The organism is Candidatus Nitrososphaera gargensis Ga9.2 (assembly GCF_000303155.1).
GTDB classification, from domain to species: domain Archaea; phylum Thermoproteota; class Nitrososphaeria; order Nitrososphaerales; family Nitrososphaeraceae; genus Nitrososphaera; species Nitrososphaera gargensis.
The window spans coordinates 42,310-62,525 of record NC_018719.1 but is presented as its reverse complement, the minus strand read 5'-3'; the positions used below and the strand labels follow the sequence as shown (position 1 = coordinate 62,525).

26 protein-coding genes and 1 pseudogene are annotated in these 20,216 nt (G+C 46.4%); 8 read left to right on the top strand and 19 right to left on the bottom strand.

Annotated elements, in window-relative coordinates; genetic code table 11:
- Positions 1-137: 137 nt before the first annotated feature.
- The 3 genes from NGAR_RS00405 to NGAR_RS00395 all read right to left on the bottom strand — a co-directional run bounded on the left by NGAR_RS00405 (position 138) and on the right by NGAR_RS00395 (position 2,973).
- Positions 138-1,034 (bottom strand): 50S ribosomal protein L10, encoded by an 897-nt coding sequence (locus NGAR_RS00405; protein ID WP_015017610.1) that lies wholly within the window; start codon positions 1,032-1,034, stop codon positions 138-140.
- A 6-nt stretch (positions 1,035-1,040) separates the two neighbouring features.
- Positions 1,041-1,718, bottom strand: a complete 678-nt coding sequence (locus NGAR_RS00400) for a 50S ribosomal protein L1 (protein ID WP_015017609.1) — start codon at positions 1,716-1,718, stop codon at positions 1,041-1,043.
- A 109-nt stretch (positions 1,719-1,827) separates the two neighbouring features.
- Complete coding sequence (locus NGAR_RS00395) at positions 1,828-2,973, bottom strand: RNA-guided endonuclease InsQ/TnpB family protein (protein WP_148681681.1); 1,146 nt, start codon at positions 2,971-2,973, stop codon at positions 1,828-1,830.
- 136 nt (positions 2,974-3,109) lie between these two features.
- Here NGAR_RS00395 and NGAR_RS19040 point away from each other — a divergent pair, with 136 nt between their 5' ends.
- Positions 3,110-3,313, top strand: a complete 204-nt coding sequence (locus tag NGAR_RS19040) for a transposase (RefSeq protein ID WP_187147599.1) — start codon at positions 3,110-3,112, stop codon at positions 3,311-3,313.
- Positions 3,314-3,741: 428 nt separating this feature from the next.
- Here NGAR_RS19040 and NGAR_RS00385 read toward each other — a convergent pair whose 3' ends face one another.
- Together NGAR_RS00385 and NGAR_RS00380 are read right to left on the bottom strand one after the other, a co-directional pair.
- Complete coding sequence (locus tag NGAR_RS00385; protein WP_015017607.1) at positions 3,742-3,999, bottom strand: type II toxin-antitoxin system RelE family toxin; 258 nt, start codon at positions 3,997-3,999, stop codon at positions 3,742-3,744.
- Positions 3,996-4,226 carry a DUF7557 family protein gene (locus NGAR_RS00380; protein WP_015017606.1) on the bottom strand — a complete coding sequence of 77 codons (231 nt, stop codon included), beginning with the start codon at positions 4,224-4,226 and terminating at the stop codon, positions 3,996-3,998. The genes NGAR_RS00385 and NGAR_RS00380 overlap by 4 nt, the downstream gene beginning before the upstream one ends.
- A 503-nt stretch (positions 4,227-4,729) precedes the next feature.
- Here NGAR_RS00380 and NGAR_RS00375 point away from each other — a divergent pair.
- From NGAR_RS00375 to NGAR_RS00365, 3 genes are all read left to right on the top strand, one after another.
- Positions 4,730-4,963: an antitoxin VapB family protein gene (locus NGAR_RS00375; RefSeq protein ID WP_148680755.1), complete on the top strand. Its 234-nt coding sequence runs from the start codon at positions 4,730-4,732 to the stop codon at positions 4,961-4,963.
- Complete coding sequence (locus NGAR_RS00370; protein ID WP_015017603.1) at positions 4,963-5,358, top strand: type II toxin-antitoxin system VapC family toxin; 396 nt, start codon at positions 4,963-4,965, stop codon at positions 5,356-5,358. Before NGAR_RS00375 ends, NGAR_RS00370 begins: the two co-directional genes overlap by 1 nt.
- A gap of 110 nt (positions 5,359-5,468) precedes the next feature.
- Complete coding sequence (locus NGAR_RS00365; RefSeq protein WP_015017602.1) at positions 5,469-5,603, top strand: helix-turn-helix domain-containing protein; 135 nt, start codon at positions 5,469-5,471, stop codon at positions 5,601-5,603.
- Here the strand turns inward: NGAR_RS00365 and NGAR_RS00360 are convergent.
- The 11 genes and pseudogenes from NGAR_RS00360 to NGAR_RS00320 all read right to left on the bottom strand — a co-directional run bounded on the left by NGAR_RS00360 (position 5,584) and on the right by NGAR_RS00320 (position 16,430).
- Complete coding sequence (locus NGAR_RS00360) at positions 5,584-6,579, bottom strand: hypothetical protein (protein WP_148680754.1); 996 nt, start codon at positions 6,577-6,579, stop codon at positions 5,584-5,586. The genes NGAR_RS00365 and NGAR_RS00360 overlap by 20 nt on opposite strands.
- Before the next feature lie 141 nt (positions 6,580-6,720).
- Positions 6,721-10,176: a hypothetical protein gene (locus NGAR_RS00355; protein WP_015017600.1), complete on the bottom strand. Its 3,456-nt coding sequence runs from the start codon at positions 10,174-10,176 to the stop codon at positions 6,721-6,723.
- 519 nt (positions 10,177-10,695) lie between these two features.
- Positions 10,696-11,712: a hypothetical protein gene (locus NGAR_RS00350; protein WP_015017599.1), complete on the bottom strand. Its 1,017-nt coding sequence runs from the start codon at positions 11,710-11,712 to the stop codon at positions 10,696-10,698.
- A gap of 105 nt (positions 11,713-11,817) precedes the next feature.
- Positions 11,818-12,939, bottom strand: coding sequence for an RNA-guided endonuclease InsQ/TnpB family protein (locus NGAR_RS00345; RefSeq protein WP_015017598.1), 1,122 nt, complete (start codon positions 12,937-12,939; stop codon positions 11,818-11,820).
- A gap of 105 nt (positions 12,940-13,044) precedes the next feature.
- Complete coding sequence (locus tag NGAR_RS18145) at positions 13,045-13,392, bottom strand: transposase (protein WP_266190354.1); 348 nt, start codon at positions 13,390-13,392, stop codon at positions 13,045-13,047.
- Between the two features lie 121 nt (positions 13,393-13,513).
- A pseudogene (locus tag NGAR_RS16950) lies at positions 13,514-13,846 on the bottom strand (transposase); the annotation flags it as partial.
- Positions 13,847-14,029: 183 nt separating this feature from the next.
- Entirely contained in the window at positions 14,030-14,278 is a 249-nt protein-coding gene (locus tag NGAR_RS16945; RefSeq protein ID WP_015017595.1) for a helix-turn-helix domain-containing protein, read from the bottom strand.
- 406 nt (positions 14,279-14,684) lie between these two features.
- Positions 14,685-15,038, bottom strand: a complete 354-nt coding sequence (locus tag NGAR_RS00335; RefSeq protein WP_015017593.1) for an IS110 family transposase — start codon at positions 15,036-15,038, stop codon at positions 14,685-14,687.
- 318 nt (positions 15,039-15,356) lie between these two features.
- Positions 15,357-15,569, bottom strand: a complete 213-nt coding sequence (locus NGAR_RS00330; RefSeq protein ID WP_015018420.1) for a hypothetical protein — start codon at positions 15,567-15,569, stop codon at positions 15,357-15,359.
- A 287-nt stretch (positions 15,570-15,856) separates the two neighbouring features.
- Positions 15,857-16,033, bottom strand: coding sequence for a hypothetical protein (locus NGAR_RS00325; RefSeq protein WP_015017591.1), 177 nt, complete (start codon positions 16,031-16,033; stop codon positions 15,857-15,859).
- A gap of 85 nt (positions 16,034-16,118) precedes the next feature.
- Entirely contained in the window at positions 16,119-16,430 is a 312-nt protein-coding gene (locus NGAR_RS00320) for a hypothetical protein (RefSeq protein ID WP_148680752.1), read from the bottom strand.
- 131 nt (positions 16,431-16,561) lie between these two features.
- Here NGAR_RS00320 and NGAR_RS18140 point away from each other — a divergent pair, with 131 nt between their 5' ends.
- Positions 16,562-16,774 (top strand): hypothetical protein, encoded by a 213-nt coding sequence (locus NGAR_RS18140; protein ID WP_228369231.1) that lies wholly within the window; start codon positions 16,562-16,564, stop codon positions 16,772-16,774.
- Positions 16,775-16,848: 74 nt separating this feature from the next.
- Positions 16,849-17,208: a phosphomannose isomerase type II C-terminal cupin domain gene (locus tag NGAR_RS00315; RefSeq protein WP_228369230.1), complete on the top strand. Its 360-nt coding sequence runs from the start codon at positions 16,849-16,851 to the stop codon at positions 17,206-17,208.
- A 309-nt stretch (positions 17,209-17,517) separates the two neighbouring features.
- Here NGAR_RS00315 and NGAR_RS00310 read toward each other — a convergent pair whose 3' ends face one another.
- Complete coding sequence (locus NGAR_RS00310) at positions 17,518-17,871, bottom strand: hypothetical protein (RefSeq protein ID WP_015017588.1); 354 nt, start codon at positions 17,869-17,871, stop codon at positions 17,518-17,520.
- A 620-nt stretch (positions 17,872-18,491) separates the two neighbouring features.
- On the opposite strand from NGAR_RS00310, the gene NGAR_RS00305 reads away from it, so the two are divergent.
- Both NGAR_RS00305 and NGAR_RS00300 read left to right on the top strand, forming a co-directional pair.
- Positions 18,492-18,713, top strand: coding sequence for an antitoxin VapB family protein (locus NGAR_RS00305; RefSeq protein WP_266190353.1), 222 nt, complete (start codon positions 18,492-18,494; stop codon positions 18,711-18,713).
- A gap of 6 nt (positions 18,714-18,719) precedes the next feature.
- A complete protein-coding gene (locus NGAR_RS00300) occupies positions 18,720-19,103 on the top strand; it encodes a type II toxin-antitoxin system VapC family toxin (protein WP_015017584.1) in 384 nt (127 codons plus the stop codon).
- A 416-nt stretch (positions 19,104-19,519) separates the two neighbouring features.
- On the opposite strand, the gene NGAR_RS00295 is transcribed toward NGAR_RS00300, so the two are convergent.
- The gene (locus NGAR_RS00295; protein WP_015017583.1) at positions 19,520-19,930 is read right to left on the bottom strand and encodes a type II toxin-antitoxin system VapC family toxin; all 411 of its coding nucleotides are present in this window, start codon (positions 19,928-19,930) and stop codon (positions 19,520-19,522) included.
- A gap of 5 nt (positions 19,931-19,935) precedes the next feature.
- On the bottom strand, positions 19,936-20,175 hold the full coding sequence (locus NGAR_RS00290; protein WP_015017582.1) for an antitoxin VapB family protein: 240 nt from the start codon (positions 20,173-20,175) through the stop codon (positions 19,936-19,938).
- Positions 20,176-20,216: the final 41 nt, after the last annotated feature.

Sequence of the window (20,216 nt, the reverse complement as noted above, 5' to 3'; positions counted from 1 at the left end):
AACGCCCTTCAACAATCGACTAAAAAACTACTCACAAACCCGTTATTGCCAGGTACTGATAATGGATATACATTTAGGCACATATGGTGAACGACTGCATCAGGATTGGGCTTGATAATATCTCAACTACGAAATTATTATTGGGCAGTATAGCCTTTTTCCTTTGCTTTATTTGCTACTGCCTGCGCCTTTGCCTGGGCCCTTTGCAGCACAAAGTCTGCGGTTTCAGGAGTGACGTATCCTGCTTCGGCCGCAAGTGACCTTGCCTGTTGCTGTGCCTTGACCAACAGGGGCTTGATCGTTTCAGGAGTCATGTAGCCTGCTTCTGTGGCCAGCGCAAGTGCCTGCTGGAACGACCTGACAAGCTCGGTCTTGTATTCCTCTAGGTCGATCCTCAGGTCCTGCTCCTTGAACATCAAGCCTTCAGCGATTGCAAAGTTGACGGCTATGCCAGCTTCAATGGGCTTGACGTTGAGTTTGCTCAGAAGCGACGCAAGTTGCATCGAAATGACATCTCCGGGCTTGGCTACCACCGTGTCCTTGGACACCCATATAGTGCCCTGGTCTATCTTTGTCGGGACGTTTGCAACCTTGAACTCGGACAGGACAGGGCCTGGGGCAATGCCAGTGTTGCCGGCTGGAACGACAACTTCTTTGGTGGCAATGTCACCTCCCTTGGCCGGCAGAAACACCTTGTTCTGGGCAAATATGAGGTTGAGCTTGAACGGGCTGATGTTGGTGAACATGAGGGCGCACTGGCCTTCCAACTGCTTGCTCAGGTTCTCGATCCCTGCGACCCCCTTGACCTTTTCAAACGCCCTGATGGCGACCTTGTTCTTGATTATCCTGATCTTGACGTCATTGCGGAACTTTTTGCGTATCGCCATCAGCTGGGTCGCACGGACCTTTGTCATCTTGGACAGTGCAATTACGTTGTACTTTGTCGGAAGCTCCTGAAGCTCTTGGTACATCAGGCGCTTCTTCTTTGGGTAGTGCTTGCGCGCTTGCTGTGGTGCTGTCATCTGCGACGACATATGCTATTATTCACCACTCTTCTCCTTTTCCTTTCCTTTGAGCGCGGTTAGCTTTGCCGCCTTGCCCATCGTGAACTTGACCATGGCGTTTCTAATGTTCTTGTCGCCCTGTGGCAGCTTTTTTTCGACCGCTGCAATGATAGCGCTGGCGTTCTCTGCGAGTTGGTTGTCTTCCATCTTTTCATCGCCTATCTTGGCAGAGACGTTGAGCTGGTTCTTTGCCTTGACCCTGACAGAGTTCTTGAACCGGCCTGCAATGTTTTCCACTGGAGCGCCATACGGCAGTGGCGTTGGCATCTTGCCCTTTGGTCCTAGGAACTGGCCGAGTGAGCGGCCTATTGAGGCCATCTGGGCGGTGTCTGCCAGGAAAAAGTCATGTGCTCTTACAACCTTGCGGGCTTCGCGCTTGTTGGTGCCAAGCCTGTCAAGCTCTGTTGGCTCCATGACCGTATCGATCCCTGCCTTGCGGGCCCTGCTGCCCATGTCGCCGGAGGCGATTACACAGACGCGTGGAACTTTGCTTGGTTTGTGAGGAAGGGCCACAACCTCGTTGAGGTTGAACCCCTTCTTGACGTCGATATCCTTGAGAACAAGTGTCAATTCTGCAGACTGGGTAAAGTTGCGCTTGGTTGCTCCTTCCCGCGCCTTTTTCACCAGCTCTAAAAGTTGGTTATTGTTGACCATAGATACTCTTACCTATCCTTCCTCTTTTTTCTTATATATAGACAAAAGGAACGGATCAAGCCACTTTTAATCTTTGTTCTTCGAAGAGCCCTGCAATCTTGTTGGTGAACTACCCACGTCTTAAGACGTGGGCTTCTTCCTGCTTCAGCGACCGCTGTTGTAGTACGATCTCCACAGGCGTAACTTCCCGGCGTTCCACCGGTAGTAGTAGTAGCACTAACGACTCCAGTCCTCGCTTGAGGATATTGATGGCAGAATTATAGTCCCTGTCAAGTATTGCACCACACTTTGTACAAACATGAATACGTACTGCAAGTGACTTTGGTACTGGATGGCCGCACCTTGAGCAGTTAATCGATGTGTATGATGGCTCTACCTCTACAACGCGGTTGGCCTTGTACTGCAGCATATTTTTAAAAGCAGACCAGCTTGCGTCCAGGATTTTGCGTGCAAGCCTGTGGTTCTTGGTCATGTTCATGACCCGCAATCTCTCAAGAAATATCAGGTCATAGCGGCTGGCATAGTACGCCGATTTTTTATGCAGGAAATCCTTACGCTTGTTGTTTATCCTTTCATATAGTCTGGCAAGCATGCGCTTTGCTTTCTTTCTATTATTGCTGCCTATCTGCCTTCTTGACACTCTTCTATGAGCTCTTCTCAGTGGTCTGAGCATCTTTGTGAGAAACTGCGGGTTGTCTTCCACATGGTTGTCAGAGTGATGGCAGAACTTGGCAATGCCAACATCTATACCAACAGGCTTTGCGTACCTGATTATCGTTGAAAATGACCTGCGCAGTACATCGCAGGCTACAATAGCGTACCACTTATTGCCAGTCTTTGTACGAGATATTGTCACCTGCTTGACGTTGACTGGTTGACGATGTAGTACAATCCTTATCCTGCCTATCTTGGAAAGTGACAGCCTGTTGTTATTCTCGAGCCGAAAGCCAGACTGGTTATATGTAAATGAGTTGAAATCGCTGTCCTTTCTGTATGAAAGCTTGCGGCCCTTTGCTACCTTTCTAGCTGCTGCAACCTGTTTTGCCACCATCTGCAACATTTTAGAGTGGTAGTATTTGCGAAGCCATGGGTGTTGCTCTTTTAATTCAGTCAAGGCATAGTTCATGTCGTACTCTGACATTGGCGATGGTAGTGAGAGAAAGTAGTTGTACACCCATCTACAGCCATCCAGAGTTTGCTCTAACAGAAGCTCCTGCTCTTTCGTTGGATATAGGCGGAACTTGTAGTTGAGCATTTTTTTGTACACATCACTATTACTACTACTATTTAACGTCTCAGGCACTTTGGCGGGAGGGTGGGGTGGGGGGTAGAGGAAAAGATTCATTGACGGGAACCAAATTCATCCCACCTCTAAAGAGTGTGGGTTTTCTTTGGTTCCCGTACCCTCCATCAGGATAAAGCCGCTGAGAAGGGCTGATAGAAGACTTTCAAGAAGAAAGAAGAGTTCAAAAAACTATGTCAAAGCCAAGCATATGCTCGCCAGGTTGTATTCCCGGATATACAACAGACGTAAGGATTTTCTTCACAAACTCTCTGCAGAATATATACAAGTCGATATGATATCATCTTCCTAGAACATCTACACACATTGAACATGGCTAGGAACCATCGCCTAGCAAGAAATTTACTTGATTCTGGGTGGCGCGAATTTAAAAAATTGCTTAAGCTAAGATGATGGTTGAAGTAGAGCTGGCTTACACGTCAGTCTTACTGTTCAAGATGTGGCAATAAAGTTCCGAAGTCACTGGCAGTACGTATTCATAGATATACAATAACTGCGGTGTTGTAATCGATCGTGATTACAATGCAAGCCTAAACATATTGCAAAGAGGTTTGCTCTTGCTACCGGTGGAACGCCGGGAATTTACGCCTGAGAGATTCTAGGTGAATCATTGAAGCAGGAAGAGGCTAACAAACTTGTTCGTTAACAGTTCACTCTTTGTTCTCCACTGTCCTGTTAGATCCGTCAGGTACCGGGCACGATCTTGCCTTGTAAAACTACTCACAGTTTCTTGTAGATTTTGCTTCGATGACCGAGATCAATGACAAATACGATCATCTTGTTCTTTTCAATGCTTACTATCACTCTGTAATCTCCAATTCTAATTGAATATAGGTTGACTCCAGTTAGCTTTTTTGCCACAAGAAACGGATCGCTGGCTGCCTCGTCGAGTTTTTCAATTATTCTTGTTTGAGTAAGGAAGTCGAGCTTTTGAAGCTTGTTAAATGAAGACTCTGTCCACCTTATTTCAAAAGTCATTTAATCTTCAATCTTTGCTTGACTTCTTGCATCGACAACGTTCTGCCAGCTTTAACGTCCTCCAAGCTTTGTTCTATGTCTCTTATCGTCTCTTCGCTCAGTTCCTCTTCGTCAATTCTCAATGCCAACAGCCTTTCAACCACATTGTTATAGGATTCTTTTGGGTGTATTTTGAGCTCTTTTAGCTTGTCCCTAGTTTTCTTGTCAATCTGTATTGTTGTATCCACATTACTTATAGGCAGTTATAGGTATTTATAGTTCACTATAGCTAGCCGATCATCCTTGTACGAGGCAAGGTGGTGAACTACCAACGACTGAAGCCGTTGGCTTCTCCCTCCACTGTCACATGGTTCAGGAGAACTTTTCCTGGTTCAGTGACCGAGCTTCTGATCTCCCCAGGCGTAAATTCCCGGCGTTCCACCGGTAGTGTGTCTGGGCGTACTCCTGTTTCGGCTTTACATGGCAACAGGTATGCGCCCATACTAATGCCAAGACGTTCTTCCACTTTGCCTAGCTCTGACACAGGAGTGTCTACGAATGGCCTGCTATTTAACTGCTGGAGTACCTTGGTAGGAGAGAGAGGGTGGCTCGCTTTCATCCCACGGCTAAAGCCTGTGGGTTTTCCCGCTCGCCGAGGGATAACCTTTTACGCTGAACTTCCTTAGCACTAGAGGTATCGAATACAAAATTCGGCGCAAGCCTTATATATATAAATTATATATAGTACAATATGGCAAAACCAGTCATGTTATCTGACGAGGCATACAATGCGCTAAAGGCCGCAAAAAAAGAGGGCGAGTCATTCTCTGATGTGATACTGCGCAAGTTTCCAAAAGGCGATCCTGCCAGAATCCTAGCTGTCGTCAAAAGTATGAAACCAAACCCTGACCTATCACAAAGCGTAAGGCAGGCCAGCAAGGAGATGCGCAGGGACTTCAAGATGCGGGAGTTTGACTTTGGATAATGGCGATTCTCTGTGCTGACACTGATTTTTTGATAGACCTAAAGGATCAAGATGAGAAAGCCATAAGAAAGATGGAGCAATTGGAATCGAGAGGCGATACCGTCTCTACTACGTCAGTCAATGTTGCCGAATTTTATTTCGGTGCTTATAGAGCAAAAGACAAGGCAACTGCATTGGACCAAGCAGACAGGTTACTTGAAACATTTCCTGCCCTTCCACTTGATTTTGCAGCTGCAAGATTGTACGGACAGTTGTCAGAGAAATTAAAGTCAAACATAATAGAGCCGCTAGATCTGCTGATAGCGAGCATCGTCATTGCTAACAGACAGACTCTATTGACAAGAAACATCAAGCATTTTGAAATGGTGCCGGGCCTGACGGTTGAAAGCTGGTAAATGATTTTATAGGAACGTGGCGAGAGGACCACCGGTCTATGACCGGTGGATGAATAGCCACCATATTTTTTAAGTAGCACTAGTGAAGAATATGCTGTACTGTCATCAGCATGACACTCAACTACAAGTTCCGCCTATATCCAACGAAAGAGCAGGTGCTCATGTTAGAGCAGACGCTTGACGGCTGCAGATGGGTGTACAACTACTTGCTTGACAGCGTCCTTCCTACCTATATGATGCCCTGATTCTGGCAAAGAGCGATATCTGCAGGGCTATAATAATCGAGATCAGCACGAGTATTGGGAGTATCAGCCCATTGATCTGGCCAGAGGCGTCCCTCATTTGACCTATCGTAGAGCTGGTGTCTTGTGCAAACTGGGTCAGCGCGTTTTTGGTGGTGTTAAGCGACGCGTTGGTCTGATCTAGGGACCTGTTTGTCACGTCGAGCCTCTCGTTGAGCCTGTTAACTGATTCCTGAACAGAGCCTATGCTGGCGCTGCTGGCGACCACGACTCGAGAGTCGTGCGAGAGGAAGCCATTGTGAAAAGCGATCGAGTGCATGATGTACGAGCCGTCCCGGTCCAGCGTGACATCTGCATAGTAGAGCCCTTCATGGAGCTTGTGGAACCTGCCAGACAGGCTGATGGCCGTTGCATTTGTCGAGTCGCCAAAATGGATGTGCGATGACCCAAGGAGGTTGGATAGCTGTTCATCTTCAGCATTAACAAGCGCGCCGTTGTACGTTACCTGCACAAATATCCGGAATTGCGAGTTCGTTGAAACCAGTGTAGGCGCATCCAGCTTTACCACCAAGCTGGCCGAGCTTGGCGCGCCGGATGAAGAGCCGGCTCCTGTGATGTCAACATAATAGACTGAAAAAGTCTTGACATCTGAAGGCACTATTGATGATCTAACTTCAAGCGAATAGATCCCAAATGGGTATTGCTTTGATGGTTCCGGCCAGACAAAAACCTGTTCCGTGATTGTTCCATCGCTACGAGCTGTAAAAGTCTCAAGTCTCAATACCTTGCCACTTGGGTCAAACAGCCTTACTACAATAGCATCTTCAGGGATTACCTTTCCATAAAGGATGACAGTATCGCCAGGTGCAAATACATCAGAGCTTAGATTCAGATTGAATCGTTCGGCGCTGTCTTGAGCGCTGGCAAATTCGGCCGACGGCAGATAAACAAGAAATGTCGCTATGGGTAGAGCGGCCAATATTATTAAAATTGAAAATACGGCAAAGCCGGATAAAACTGAACCTTTTGGGAAACTTTTTCTTGTATTCTTGCGAACGTTCATTTTCAAAACAAAAAGGAAAGAAAGGGACGGAGGTAAGTAGGTTTTACCTCAACCTACTTAGCTCACGGTGATGGTCGATGTGATCGTTTCTGACAGGATCTGTGGGTTGGTGAGTCCGCTCAGTACAAAGACTCTTGCTGTGTATGTGCCTGGTGTTTCAGGTGTCCATGACAAGCCAATGCCGGTTGTGCCGTCAGCTTGCAGGGTGCCTGTCTGCCAGTTGAGGAACACAGTTATGCCCTTAGAGTCTCTGACTTCGACTATTGCTGCATATGGAGTCGATGCTGCTTCGTTATTCTTGACTGTGGTTGACAGCACTACCTGTTGACCTGCCAGTACTTGAGTCACTGGTCTGCCCTGAGCATCTTTCAACTCTGGTTTGCTTGGTGTTGTAGTCTTTGTCGTACCGGAGGTGCCTACTGGTACTGTCTTAACGAAGTCCTTGCTGGTTGTACCACCTGCATCTACTCTTTCCTCGTAGTCAGCCGGGAAGTCGTCTGTGTACTTGATGGTGATTACATCGCCATTCTTCACAGTCAGCGAACCCGACGAGAACTGGGCTGACAGAGTCAGCGTTCCTTCGAATACGCCTGTGTTGGGTCCTGTCTCAATCAGCTGTACGCTCGAGAGTCCCACTAGGTCGCTTGTCGATGTTGCCTTGACGTTGACGATGTCGTTGCTATCTGGGTCTCTGTCTCTGTCAAGGTCGGCCAGTGTTATCTTCATCTGGTCGCCTGCTGCATAGACATTCTTGTCTGTAGTTATCTCTGGATCGACGCTGACCACTGTGAATTGCTTCGAGATGGTCGTCCTTCTTCCGTTTTCGTCATTCTGGTCTTCATATCTTACAGAGACGACATCGCCCGGCGAAACAGGGATCGTTACTTCTGTCGAGTCATCGCCTGCGACTTCTGCCTGAGTAGGTGTTGCGTCAGCTTGCAGCTTGATTGTGCCTACGAACCTTGCACTGCTGCCTGTTGTCTCTTCGGCATCTAGCTGGACTTCAATGCCTGCGTCTGTTGCAACTGTGATCAAGCTTCCTGTACCTTGTCCTATTATCTGCTTGGTGTTCGGGTTGGTGTTCACGTCTGTGTCAAATATAGTGACATCTATCTCTGATGATGGTCCGACTGATGTTCCTGTTATGCCGAGGTCAAGTGAGCCTGATGCAGCTCCGACTTGTAGTGTCTTCTCGTGCCTGCCGTTTGTGCTTCCCAGTGCTGGCCAATTAGTAGATGCAGATACGCTTGGCGTAGCATCGTAGTAGAAGACATCTACCTCTGAGTCTGATTCAACATCGAATGTAATGCCGTCTATCGTGTCATCGCCTACTGCAATTGTTTCTGTGAAGACACCAGTGTCCTTGCCTGTTTCTTCAAGTTCAAGCCACCTATTTTGTGCATTGCCGTTAGCACCAGTCCATGCTACTCTGATTTTGACTTTTTCAGCTGTATCTGGATCGCGGTTGGAATCTTGGTCAGTGACTGTGAATGTCACTTCGCCACCGTTGACAACCGTTGATGTGTCTGTACTCAGGACAGCCTGCCTTGCCGTGAATGTCACAGTCACTGCGTTTGCATCATCGGTTGAACTGGCAACAGATAGACCCTTGTATTCAATCTTTAGCTTTGCACCAATCCATAGTGGATCGTCATTGCCTGCGACTGATGGGTCTACTCTAATTGTACCTTGGAAGATGCCAGTGTTAAAGCCGGTTTCCTTGAGTGCATCAGTCATGGTGATTCCAGCTGTATTGGCGAATAGCTGACCAGGTGCGGCATCCAATGTTAGAACCAGTCTTCCGCCATCATATGAGAATACCTGTCTTGCTACATTTCCTCCCGTGACGGTTGTGAATGCAGTACCACTGCCGAGTGTTTCTTCGTTGATTGTGCTATTGTTTCTGTTAGGGTCTGTGATCGTTATTACGATGTCGACAGGACCTGTGTTAGCGATGTTGTCTCTGGCTGAACCTGTTGAGTTAGATGCTATTCCGTGGGTTACGAAATCGTCAGCAGTTGCCAATCTTGGAACTGGTACTGTGGATCTGTCCACTTTGACTGTTGGCTTTTCGAGTCCGACCGTCAGGCTTACATCTGCAGTCTCTGATTCTCCGGGCTCAAGAATGTCGTTTACTTCAATCTTGAGTGTGTCACCATCTGCAAGCGCTGGACTAGCTGCAAGGTCAGACAGATCTACTTCTGCTGTAAAGACGCCTGTGTTTGGACCTGTTTCTGTGAATGTCACAGAGAAGTTAGGAGATATTGTCATCGCCGCTCCGTTCTTGTCTATTTTCAGGGAGAACGGACTTATGGTGCTTGGGAATGCGGGTACATTAGTTGCTGCAGTAGTGCCAGTAAATGTGACTGTGTATGATTCTACGATTTGGCTGTCATCGTTGAGCTCTGGATCGTTCATTGTCAGCCCTATGACTGATGACCTGCCCACGGTAGTCTTGTCGGCTGACAGAGTAGGTGCTGTATTGGTTGGCTTTATTGTAATTGACGATGTGTTCGCGGGTCCGCCGGTTGATGGAACATCGTCCTCGTATCTGATGGTTGCTTCTTGGCCTGGTAGCAATTTCAAGATGCCTTGCGCTTCAGTTGTGTTCTGCTTCCATGTCAGAATGATTCTATCCTGACCATAAGCTGGAACGAATGTGTTGCTGCTTTGCGATTGTTCTCTTAGGTTGAATTCCCTCTTGTTTGTCTGGCTAGGCTCGTTGACTTGTAGCTTAGTGTTGAGACTTTCTTGTGCCTTTGAATTCAAGTTCCTGTCAGAGTCACTTACAGTTAATGGAAGCTCGCCTGCATAGGTTACACTACTTACTGCTCCAAGGCCACCAGAGACTCTTTGAACTGTATAGGACGCAGAGCTTGATCCTATTGGCGAACCTGAGCCTCCTGTGCCTGAACCCAACGCTATTGTGGTTCCCGAAGCTGTGAAGTTCTTGAAGTCATTTACTGTCAGTGAGCGGCCTTGGGATGTGCCAGTAGTCAGGATACCTATTGTATAGGTTATTTCAAACTTGCCAGTGTTTGCACCTGTTTCAGTGTAGGTGAGTGATGATCCCTTATCAACACCGTTGGTCAGGTTTTGATTGGCAGGAGCACTTGCAGTATCTGAAAAAGTGTTCACTGCTGTTGGGTCAAGGTTCATGTCTTGGTCTTCAACTACCACGTATGCTGTAGCACCCGGTCCATAGTTTGTCCTGTCCAGTGATACAGATGCTGTCGAGTCGTCCCATGTGACTGTCTTTTGCACGCCACCGAACGAGAATGTAATTTGACCGCCTTCTAGGCCAGAGACAGAGTTAAGACTGATCGTCCTTTCAACTGTCTGGTTTGGTGCACTACCGCTGGTGTTTGGATACGCAGAGTTGTCTCCACTGCCGCCAGTACCTATGTATAGGCGTGTATTAGTACTTGAAAATGGTGTTGCTGGTGTCTGTGGATCTTCAGCACTGCCTAATGTGTTTGCTGGATTCCCCAAGTTGTCTACTTTGACATACATTAGGAAGATACCGCTGGTTTGTGAAGTCTCATTAAGAGATAACTGGCGTTGTGTACCAAATGCGGTTACTGTTACTTGTGCTGTTCCTTGTGCGTTATCAGCTGCATGTTGTGAGCTCGTGAACATCACTTCCAACAGCGCTGGCCCAAAGAATCTGTTGTTGTGGGCATCAGCACTTGTCGTGATAGTGACCGTTCCTTGAGCATATGCACCTGATGTCAGAGGCAATATACTATAGATGCCGAAAATAAGCAAGGCAGCTATTGCTATTGAACCTACTGACTTCTTGCTAAAGCTATTCGTACTATCGTGCATATAGCTGGGTCGCGTAAGAAGAATTTACTATATAAAACTTGTGAACGAAAGGTTCATCTTGCTGACAGCGTGCCTCATAAATTTGTAGTTTTTATAGAAATTTGTGGTTATCTAAACATGAACTCGTAGTATTTTAAATTGAGCATGCAAAAACATATAAAGATACAAAGAAAAAAGAAAAAATGCAGACGGGCCAGGTCTGCTTTAGAGGTTGCCAAAGTCTACATTTGTTGCGTCCAGCGAGGATCCCTTCACTTTGAGGATTATGTACGCCTTTTGCATATCAGACAGCTGATCCCAAGGTATGCCTGCGTCCACGGCTGCCCTCATGATCTGCATGCAGCTTACAGGGTCATCTCTGACGATCTCGTACAGTGAGTTATACATTGCATATCTCAGTGATGAATCGGAATCCAGAGGCTGACCTGAGAGGTTGGTGTCTGGGATTTGCTCGGCTAATATCTCGGCTGCTGTCCTAGTGTCGTTCTCTTCTGCTATTACTGTGCCAATACCAAACTCGTTGTTCACGAAGTTGACCAGCTTGAAGTAGAAGACAGGATCTGTCATTCCGGTCTCAACTGTCCCAGGGCTTGTAGGCTGGTTGGGGTTTTGAGGTGGGTTGTTGGTTGGGGGTGGGTTGTTGTTTGCAGGCGGGTTGGGTGTACCTGTAGTGAAACATGCTACCGGCTCATTTGGTTCGCCATGGAGGTGGTACCTGTAATATGCTGCTCCTGATACTATAGTGCCTGCCGCGATTACAAACGGTCTTTGTCTTGTATCATCGCAGTCGTGCCAGTTGTTGAATATCACGTCATGTGGCGGTTCTCCGCAGTTTGGATAGACACAGTCGGTCGGCTGCAGGAAGTACGTCTTTCCTACCTCAAGGCCTGTTATGAGTACGCCGTCTTCGTTTGCAAGGTCGGCCACGATGGGCTCACCTGCATCGTTGAAGAGTACAAACCACACCCACGTGCCCGGTCCGGTTCCTTGGTCACAGCTCGTGGCAAAACACGGGTTCCAGTGGCTGCTTGGTATCCTGTGCGCCTCATAGTACAGCAAGCCTTGACCTGTGCCTGCGTTTATTGTCTTGGGCTCTGCTGCGGACGCACTTGGTATGCTGCCTCCTACTATGCTCAATATCGATGCTACGAGTGCGGCTGCTATTGCCAGTGCTAGAAGCTTGTTTTTGCTAGTGTTGTTGCTTGCGTGTTCTTTCCGCATACGCTTCCAACTGACTGTCTGTTTTTATTGCGGCACGTCGATTGTTATGTTACTCCAAGCCATAGAAATGATAAATTGTTAAAACCTAGATCATTTTGATGAAGGTCAACTACCCACTGCTAAAGCAAGTGGGCTTGTAACTGCCGAAAAAAGAGGCGCTACAATGGGCTGGTTGACAGCAGCCCTAGCTGCTATATTGCAAGCAGCAACATGATCAGCCATTGCCTCATATCCGCATTCTGTACACTTGAAGTGGTTTCGTGTACGTCTGTTTCTTGCGTCAATGTTGTGGCATTTTGGACATTCACGAGAAGTGTTCTTTGGGTCAACGAACTTGACAGGAACACCATCCCGCTTTGCCTTGTACTCCACAAACGCTCGTAGTTGTCTGAAAGACCACTTGCTGTGTCTGTCTCTTTGTTGTTTGCGCCCAATAACCGTTGCCCTAGAGCGTATTCCACTCAAATCCTCTAGTGCAATCGCTCTGATGGTGCCTTTGGCTTTGGAGACAATGGCTTTTGAGATAACATGGTTAATGTCACGCTTGAAGCGTTTCTCCCTGCCAGACATCTTTTTCAAATGTCGCTTTGCAGATCGTGTGCTCTTCTTTTGCAGCCGAGCTCGCAGACTATTATATCGCTTCCTTGCCTTCTCTATCGTCTCCCCGCGGAATACCTGACCGTCGCTATCGGTGGCAATGTTTTCGATTCCAAGGTCAACGCCGATAGCTCCTACGGGGTCAAACTCTGACTGTTCTGGAGCATCAACAACTGCGATGAGGTAGAACTCACCTTTTCTGTATATCAGGTCTGCCTGTCCTCTTATTCTGTCTGCTCTTGATTTCTGGTACTCACCTATTCTTGTGCGGAGTTTGATTCTACCTTTCAGTGTTATCATTGATACTCTATCCAGTCCTTTCCATGAAAGGTTGCGCTGGTCATACTGGATAGCACCGAGTTCTCTAAACACAGGTTTGATTCTTTTGTCTTTTTTGTATGCTTCAACCACTTTGCTTATCACACGGACGGCAAACTGTGCAGATAAGTTGAACTGTTCTCGCAGTTGATAATAGAACCTCTTTTGTAGCTCTACTTTGTTTGCTATCTTCAACCGAAATGCCTGTTCAGCAAGAAAATTTGCTGCTTCATTATACTTTTTCATGGTGGCAAGCAGGAGAGCCTTCTCGTCGCCGCTTGTTTCCAGCTTGACGGGCAGGGCTTGAAGCATTCATATAGATAGTATCGCTCAATATATTTAAGCATAACAGTCGCAAATTCCTCCCGACCCTAAAGGGATTCGGGCTTCCTTTGCGACCATGCCGGGTGAAGTGAACTACCCACGTCTTAAGACGTGGGCTTCTTGCTTCCTCGACTGAAACTTGCTTATCCGTTGTCGTTGTTGGTGTCGTTGTCGGATAAGTAGAGGTTCTGTCTCTGCATGGGCCTGTTCCAGACCCGATTTCAGAATGTTCTTTGCTGCGTTCGTGTCTCTATCGAGTACAAGGCCACAGCTATGACATTCAAACATGCGTATCGACAGGTCAAGCTTTTCTTTTACTTCCACTCCACACCCAGAGCATTTCTGCGATGTACCACCTGGATTGACGACTAGTACCCGTCCACCGCGCTTTTCTACCTTGTAGGCAGTTAATTGGCGCAGCTTTCCCCAGGTGGCATCCATTATTGCCGATGCTAGATGGTGGTTCTTGACCATGTTTTTGATATTCAACTTTTTCAAATATCACAAAAGTATATCCTTGGTCTGCAATCGTCCTTGATGTCTTGTGTACAAAATCATCCCTGCATCTTCTCACCTGCCTCCATGCTTTGGCAAGTTGAATCCTTGCCTTCTCCCTGTTCCTCGAACCTTTCTGCTTTCTTGCGTGGTTCTTCTGTAGTTGCTTGATCTTCTTTGCCTGTGCGTCAAAGTCTAGTGGATTTTCTATTATTCTGCCGTCACTCAATGCGAGCCAATTAATCAAGCCAACATCTATTCCGACAGATTTTGTTACATCGGTCTTGATAGATTTTTCGACAACACTATCGTCAGTAGTAGTAGTTATGCAAGCGTACCATTGATCGACATCCCGAATGATGGTACACCCTTTCAATATACCAACAGGTATCCTATGCATTTGATTTTGATGGCTCCCATACATGACAACATAAGCTTATTGTCCCTGATTTTCCAGCCATTGTTATATTGCGGGTACGTGAACGAATTGTACTTGCCTTTCCTCTTGAAGTTTGGATATCTAGCAAGTTTCTTGAAGAATGCCTGATATGCCTTGTCGAGTCTTAATAACATCTTGCAGCACTTAGCTGTGTACCTGTTTTAGATATTTGCTGTCTTGCTTTCTCAGCGTTAACAGCTGTTTCTGTTCATAGAATCCGACATCCCAATCTACACGCCTTTCGCCAAGTGAATCATTGTACAAGCGTCTGTATGTTTCAATAGTGTTATCAAGCAGTATCTTTTGCTGCTTTGTCGGGTACAAACGAAACTTGTAAGTTCTTTTTGTTGTCATGTGTTCCCTGTTGTTCCTCGATATTTTTTCTTCGATCATGTCGGCTGAGACATGACCGGGTGTTGAAACAAAGTAACTTTTTTACGTATAAAAGATTTTCATGATGGGAGGGGTTGTTGCCTCCCATGTCGTTTTCTACTACAGCATCCCATTTATCCTTGCTGCTGGACGAGCATACTCCCATTCGCACCAATAGTGCACTGTGGCTTTGCGCGAGCCTTGGCCTAACCTAATTCGGGCATCCTATCTCGGATAGAAGAGAGATAGATGCAAGACAACAAGAGGCCCAGTTATCACCACTGCTCAACCATCCAGCCTAAAGGATCTTTCTTCCTTTAGCATGACGTATATGGCACGCACACACACGTCATCTTTCGAGCAGCTGCCATTATAGCAATCTTGGTGTTGCTTCCTTTCCGAGCCTTGATTTTGTTGTAATGCCGTGTTATAGATGACGAATCGAATCACAGTACTGTACATGCACATGAGTGCACTGTATCATTATCCAGTTTAGCATGTCATTTCCTTTCATGTCAGGTCTCTGGTACTGCTTGTCACCGGACTGGTAGGTCCCAGGTATAAGCTTGGCATATGAGCACAGGTGTTCATAGTCAGAGAACCTGTTTATGTCTGCTATTTCAGCAGATATCAGCAGCGCGGCATAGTAAGATATCCCCGGTATTGTCATCAGGTGTCTTGCGTACCTGTCGTCTGTGGTGGCCATCTTTTTGATTTCCCTATCGAGTTGGAGTATCTTTCTGTCCAGAAATTCGATGGTATCATCGAGGCAGTCATCCACGGCGGATATCTTCAGTGAACGCAGGTATTCCTTTCCCTTTTCTGTAAACAGGTCAGAATGATAGTCAATCCACCTCTTGCTCAGCTCAACATGTACCTACCTTGTTCTTGAACATGGTCCTTGTTTTTACAAAATAATAGTGTCTCCTTCGAACCAGGTCTCGCAGCTCCCTTGTCTTTCTTTATGTCTGGAATATATAGCATTCAGGTACCATATATCCATCCTCAACAGAGGTCTGCCTGCCAGTGTCCTAGCATCTACCTTATCCGTCTTTCTTTACCTTTGCGTATGCAATTGCTTTTACCATGAGTGGATGTGCTACCTTGACATCATAGTCCTTCTCTCTTTCAGAAGGTCGTACAGAAATTGGTAGTTGTATCCAGATTCCATGACCACGGCAGCATCTGTTCCCTTCAGAAATTGAAGTATCTGATCCGCCTGCTTCTTCAGCTTTGCTTCCCTGACAATTCTGCCATCATCTCTTTTCAGAACCGCTTGGATGTTCTTTTTCACCCAGATCCAATGCAGCATACATATCGGTAGTGGTAGTAGTGGCTTTTCTACGTCTTATCCTTGGCGAACATGTCACCTAATTACGCAATAGGTCTGTTATCTACCCTTTATTTTAAATTAGTGAGTAACAGGCTGTTTATGATTGAAAATTAGTGAGTAGAGAGGGCTCTAAAGGCCTGAAAATTAGTGAGTAGAACAGCAAACTAGTTTGTACAAACTAGTTTGCTGGAAGTTTATGCGTGCTATGCGGCAGTCAGCCTTCCAGCTTGCAGGGTTTAAAAGGTGTGACGACATGAAGTAATCTACTATGCCGACGCTATATACTGCATGTTGGCTAGATCCATATGTAGTTCATCTCTATCGTTCCTGCGCACTTCTGCGGCGGACTTCATAGAGGCTCCTGCAGGGCTCTGCTCCCTGTGTATGTTCCCTTCGAGAGCCTTTGGGAGGACAGACAGAATGTTGAGAGCGTCGCGTGGCACAGATCCAGCGAGACACGACACTGTTGAATTTGCGGGTGATCGCTAGCGATATCATGAAGGAAAAATCTGCAAATCTCCCGAATTTTCAACAGTGTCGCTTTTTCAGCACCTTGCCGTCGTCATGCTGTACCTCTTCGCTTGTCACTTGCAGCGAAACGACCTTCTTTTTCCTGATGTCACAACTGCCACACACATGTGTATCTTCTTCAGGCAGCCTCTGCGTACATGCCACTTGTTGTGCCGCATCCATTCTCTCCGCACGGTTGGCTACCTTGATACCTGTACTGTCAAGTGCAATTACGATGTCGTTGCCAACTCTTTCATTTATCTTGATGTCCAGACTGTTGATGATACGCCGGCACAGAGAGGGTGTGCTGTAGTTGGTGATAGAAGGCACACACCTTCTTTTTTTGCATGCGCCTTTACCACACCTTCAATGTCTGTCTGTGTCTGTATGGCAGGTGGAAATATACACACGCATGTACCCCCCAGCAGCTGGACAAAAAAGAGTGTGAGGGTACTACTTGAATGATGCAAACCTTCCTTACCCTCATATTCATCTTTTCCAGCTCGGCATCATGCCAGCCATCGATTACATCAAAATCTCCAGCAGCAGCATCATCATCACTTCCCCACACGCCTGACCAGGGATTCGTTGTAAGAGCGCCACCAGTTGACCATGTACGGGAGGCGATGTCAAAAGAAGGCCAAGCTAAATGCAGCCAAGTCAAATCTCCTTGACATACTGGTCAGTTGTGCAACAATGCACCTCTCTAAATACGTTTAAAAACTTTGGATTGGGTAAAGTCGCCAGTGTGACTACTACCATAAAAGAAGAAAAGCGCCCATGGGGCAGATTCGAGCGCTTTACGCTGAACGAGCAGTGCACAGTCAAGCTGGTCTACGTTGATGGCGACAAGCGATTATCATTACAATATCACAACAACCACTCTGAGTTCTGGAAGGTGGTAAAAGGCCCTGTAAAGGTACAAGTGGGAAGGAGCAAAGAAACCCTTGAAACAAAAAGCTTGCAAACAGGTGATACGATAACCATACCAAGGAAGGCGATCCATCGGCTGATTGGCGCAGGCACCGACGCGATAATACTGGAGATATCGACAGGCGAGTTTGACGAATCGGACATTGTGAGGCTAGAAGATGACTATAAACGATGATGTTGTGTATTATTCGGGGATACTGCCAAAAAATTAGGTCAACTACCCACCTCTAAACAGTAGATCAAAAATTAGTCCACCCCATGGTCCTTCTCCATATCAGGTATGGCGGCCATAATAACAGCCAGAACAACATATACACCTTCAGCGAGTCAGCTACGATTCTTCGGCTATGCTCGTGGTACCCATGTGGCTACGTAGAAACCATCACCCATAACAAAAGAAGATTCGTCACTCGATGCATGTTGTTGTAGGCGATGCATCGAAACGCCAGCTCCCTGTTCTGCGTGTTCCTGACCAGTACCGACGTCAGGTACTCTCGCCAAACAGCCTCTTCATGACTGAAAATATCGTCTCGTCCTTGTTCCTCTCTGACTGTACAGCACTTTTGGATAGCCGCGCTTCATCAGCTTCCTGTACCTGCCATGCGTCTTCCATACAGGCACACCTTGATAGCGTGGCGGTATGACACTGTATGTATGCGTGCATCCGTTCCCGCACCAGTACGTGGTTGCCCTCGTCGTCGTAGCCCTTGTCTGCCGCAACTACTGACAGCGGCAGGATGGCAGCTGCTCTTTCAACCAGCGGTTTGAAATCGACGTTGTTGTCATGCCTTCTTGGTGCGCGCCTTATCTTGATGGTACAGATGACCTGCTTGAGCATCTCTCCTCCAATTGACAGACAGCTTTACCCCCATCCCCTTCTCAGCTCGGCTCTTTCAGTGTAGTAGTAGTACTGCGACGCATGGGTTGGTTTGAAGCCGGACGAATCAGGACCAAGGAGTATATCTCTGCTTGATGCTTGTTAGAAGAAGGATGAAAAAGAGGCGATTATTCTTTCCAGCAATGTACCAGAGATTCTGGCAGCGAACTTCTGCATGGTTGTAAAATGTGGTATTTTCGACAGCTGCAGGAACATCCTGAGGTAATGAGCCTCGACCAGCCAATCAGCTAACATGCGGTAGCTCTTGGCCTCGTATTGTCTCTGATGGCTAGAAGGACGACGTGCTGCCAGACTGTGAATATATGGTTTTGCTCTTCCTGTTGTGGAGGAACAATGGCATCCTGGCGTGCTTCAGGACATGTAGCATTGTCCTAGCCATCTTTACATATCTGGATTCTTTCATGAGAGAGGGGCATAATTGGAGGCTACCAGAAAGCTTGTTGCAGTGAGATATGTCGACCAGATGGTCAAGAATGATTGGTTTCTACTGAGCCGGCAAGGTTAAAAGATTTATATATACAGATATTTATACATACTTTGTAATGGCCAGCAAGACGATAATGATATCTGAAGAAGCCTACGAGATCCTGAAGAAGCGAAAGAGGCCAAATGAATCTTTTACAGACGTGATAATACGACTAGGTTATGAAAAAGGAAGTGCTAAAAGACTATTGGAACTTGCAAAAAGCAGAGAGCCCATCAGCTCCGATACTGCAAAAATTATGGAAGAGACAAGCAGGGAATTCAGAAAGAATTTCAAAACCCGCGATTTCGAGCTCTGATCGACAATGGCCTGTTTCGACAGCAACTTTCTCATAGCATGGTTGCAAAACGACGCTGATGCTCTTAAGAAACTTGAAAAATTACAGCACAGTCCGGCATCTACTACTATGATAAATGCCTTTGAACTCTACAAAGGAATCTATAGATCAAAAGACAAGGAAAAAGATATCCAAAAAGTAAAAGAACTTCTCAATTCATTGGAATTGCTTACACTAGACCACGAATCTGCAAGAATGGCGGGAGAGCTTGACGCCAACATGAAATCAAACACTATCGGCGAAGCCGACCTTTTAATAGCCAGCATAGTTCTGACAAATGGTGAAACTCTGATCACTCGAAACACGAAGCATTTTGAAAGGGTTCCAGGCTTGATGGTGGAGAGCTGGTAATAGTGAACTAACGGTATGTGAACAATTTTTGTGGTCCGGCTCGGACGGTAACGTATATGACATTTTCAATTATGAAGCACAAGAAATATCTACGACCGGTACTATTATGATTAATGTTAAGGTGTTACCACGGCTCGTGGGTTGAGGACAGAGCCTCGGTGAACTGAACTAACTGTGGCGTCGCCTTGACAAATGGATGGAGAGACGGTAGTGTGTGGGGGGGTGGAGGAAAGCCCCGGGTGGGTAAATATCCGTCCACAAAAAAGTTATTCGCGGAATGTTTTTCGTACAAGAAAGAATGAATGATGAAAATAGCAGTATTTAAGGAAGTTCACATGGGTACTGTAAAGAGTGTGGGTTTTCTTTGGTTCCCGTACCCTCCGTTGTGATAAATAATAGCAGATAGATATATGGTCTCACCAGCTTTCTATTTTTAGATCTCGCACCTTTTCAAAGTGCTTGGTGTTCCGAGTGATCAGGATTTGACCATTTTCTTTAACAATTGCTGCTATTAACAGGTCTTTCTCACCAATTGGGTTTGATCTTAGTTCATAGGTAATCTCGCCCACTAGCTGCGACGATTTGTGGTTTAAGGTTAGCAAATGAAGCCTATCGATCATGCTGGCAACCTTGGCTATTTTTTGTTCTCTATTTTTTGAGCGATAGGCACCAATGTAAAGCTCGATTGCGTTTATCACGGTGGTAGATAGTGATGTAAAACCTCTTTCTTCCAATTCATCGAGTTTAGCCTGTGTCTTTGGGTCTTTCTTGATCGAATTTATCAGAAAATCAGTATCAAGGCAGATTGTTGTTGATGATAGTGCCATATCGATTAAAGCTCTACGTTTCGCAGTTTAAAGTTCTCCCCAAATTCCTTGCTGGCCTTTTCTATGTTGTCTGCCAATTCACGATCGGGAAAGTCTTTGCTTTCCAAGAGCTCTCTAAATTGCCGTATGTTCCCTTCTCCTGTCAACCGGAGTATGACATCGGTGAACGATTCGGTCTCTTTCTTTTTTCTTTTCAGAGCCTTGTATGCCTCTTCTGTGATTGTTATCGAATGTGTGGCCAACAATACTAAATCAGTTTACATACATTTAAACTTTGCAACAACTA

Bases quoted from the DNA above. Each gene is read 5' to 3' on its own strand.
- NGAR_RS00405 (WP_015017610.1), bottom strand. From the start codon at position 1,034: ATGTCGTCGCAGATGACAGCACCACAGCAAGCGCGCAAGCACTACCCA.
- NGAR_RS00400 (WP_015017609.1), bottom strand. From the start codon at position 1,718: ATGGTCAACAATAACCAACTTTTAGAGCTGGTGAAAAAGGCGCGGGAA.
- NGAR_RS00395 (WP_148681681.1), bottom strand. From the start codon at position 2,973: ATGCTCAACTACAAGTTCCGCCTATATCCAACGAAAGAGCAGGAGCTT.
- NGAR_RS00385 (WP_015017607.1), bottom strand. From the start codon at position 3,999: ATGACTTTTGAAATAAGGTGGACAGAGTCTTCATTTAACAAGCTTCAA.
- NGAR_RS00375 (WP_148680755.1), top strand. From the start codon at position 4,730: ATGGCAAAACCAGTCATGTTATCTGACGAGGCATACAATGCGCTAAAG.
- NGAR_RS00370 (WP_015017603.1), top strand. From the start codon at position 4,963: ATGGCGATTCTCTGTGCTGACACTGATTTTTTGATAGACCTAAAGGAT.
- NGAR_RS00365 (WP_015017602.1), top strand. From the start codon at position 5,469: ATGACACTCAACTACAAGTTCCGCCTATATCCAACGAAAGAGCAGGTG.
- NGAR_RS00355 (WP_015017600.1), bottom strand. From the start codon at position 10,176: ATGTATGTCAAAGTAGACAACTTGGGGAATCCAGCAAACACATTAGGC.
- NGAR_RS00350 (WP_015017599.1), bottom strand. From the start codon at position 11,712: ATGCGGAAAGAACACGCAAGCAACAACACTAGCAAAAACAAGCTTCTA.
- NGAR_RS00345 (WP_015017598.1), bottom strand. From the start codon at position 12,939: ATGCTTCAAGCCCTGCCCGTCAAGCTGGAAACAAGCGGCGACGAGAAG.
- NGAR_RS18145 (WP_266190354.1), bottom strand. From the start codon at position 13,392: ATGGATGCCACCTGGGGAAAGCTGCGCCAATTAACTGCCTACAAGGTA.
- NGAR_RS16945 (WP_015017595.1), bottom strand. From the start codon at position 14,278: ATGATCGAAGAAAAAATATCGAGGAACAACAGGGAACACATGACAACA.
- NGAR_RS00330 (WP_015018420.1), bottom strand. From the start codon at position 15,569: ATGCTGCATTGGATCTGGGTGAAAAAGAACATCCAAGCGGTTCTGAAA.
- NGAR_RS18140 (WP_228369231.1), top strand. From the start codon at position 16,562: ATGATGCAAACCTTCCTTACCCTCATATTCATCTTTTCCAGCTCGGCA.
- NGAR_RS00310 (WP_015017588.1), bottom strand. From the start codon at position 17,871: ATGCTCAAGCAGGTCATCTGTACCATCAAGATAAGGCGCGCACCAAGA.
- NGAR_RS00305 (WP_266190353.1), top strand. From the start codon at position 18,492: ATGATATCTGAAGAAGCCTACGAGATCCTGAAGAAGCGAAAGAGGCCA.
- NGAR_RS00300 (WP_015017584.1), top strand. From the start codon at position 18,720: ATGGCCTGTTTCGACAGCAACTTTCTCATAGCATGGTTGCAAAACGAC.
- NGAR_RS00295 (WP_015017583.1), bottom strand. From the start codon at position 19,930: ATGGCACTATCATCAACAACAATCTGCCTTGATACTGATTTTCTGATA.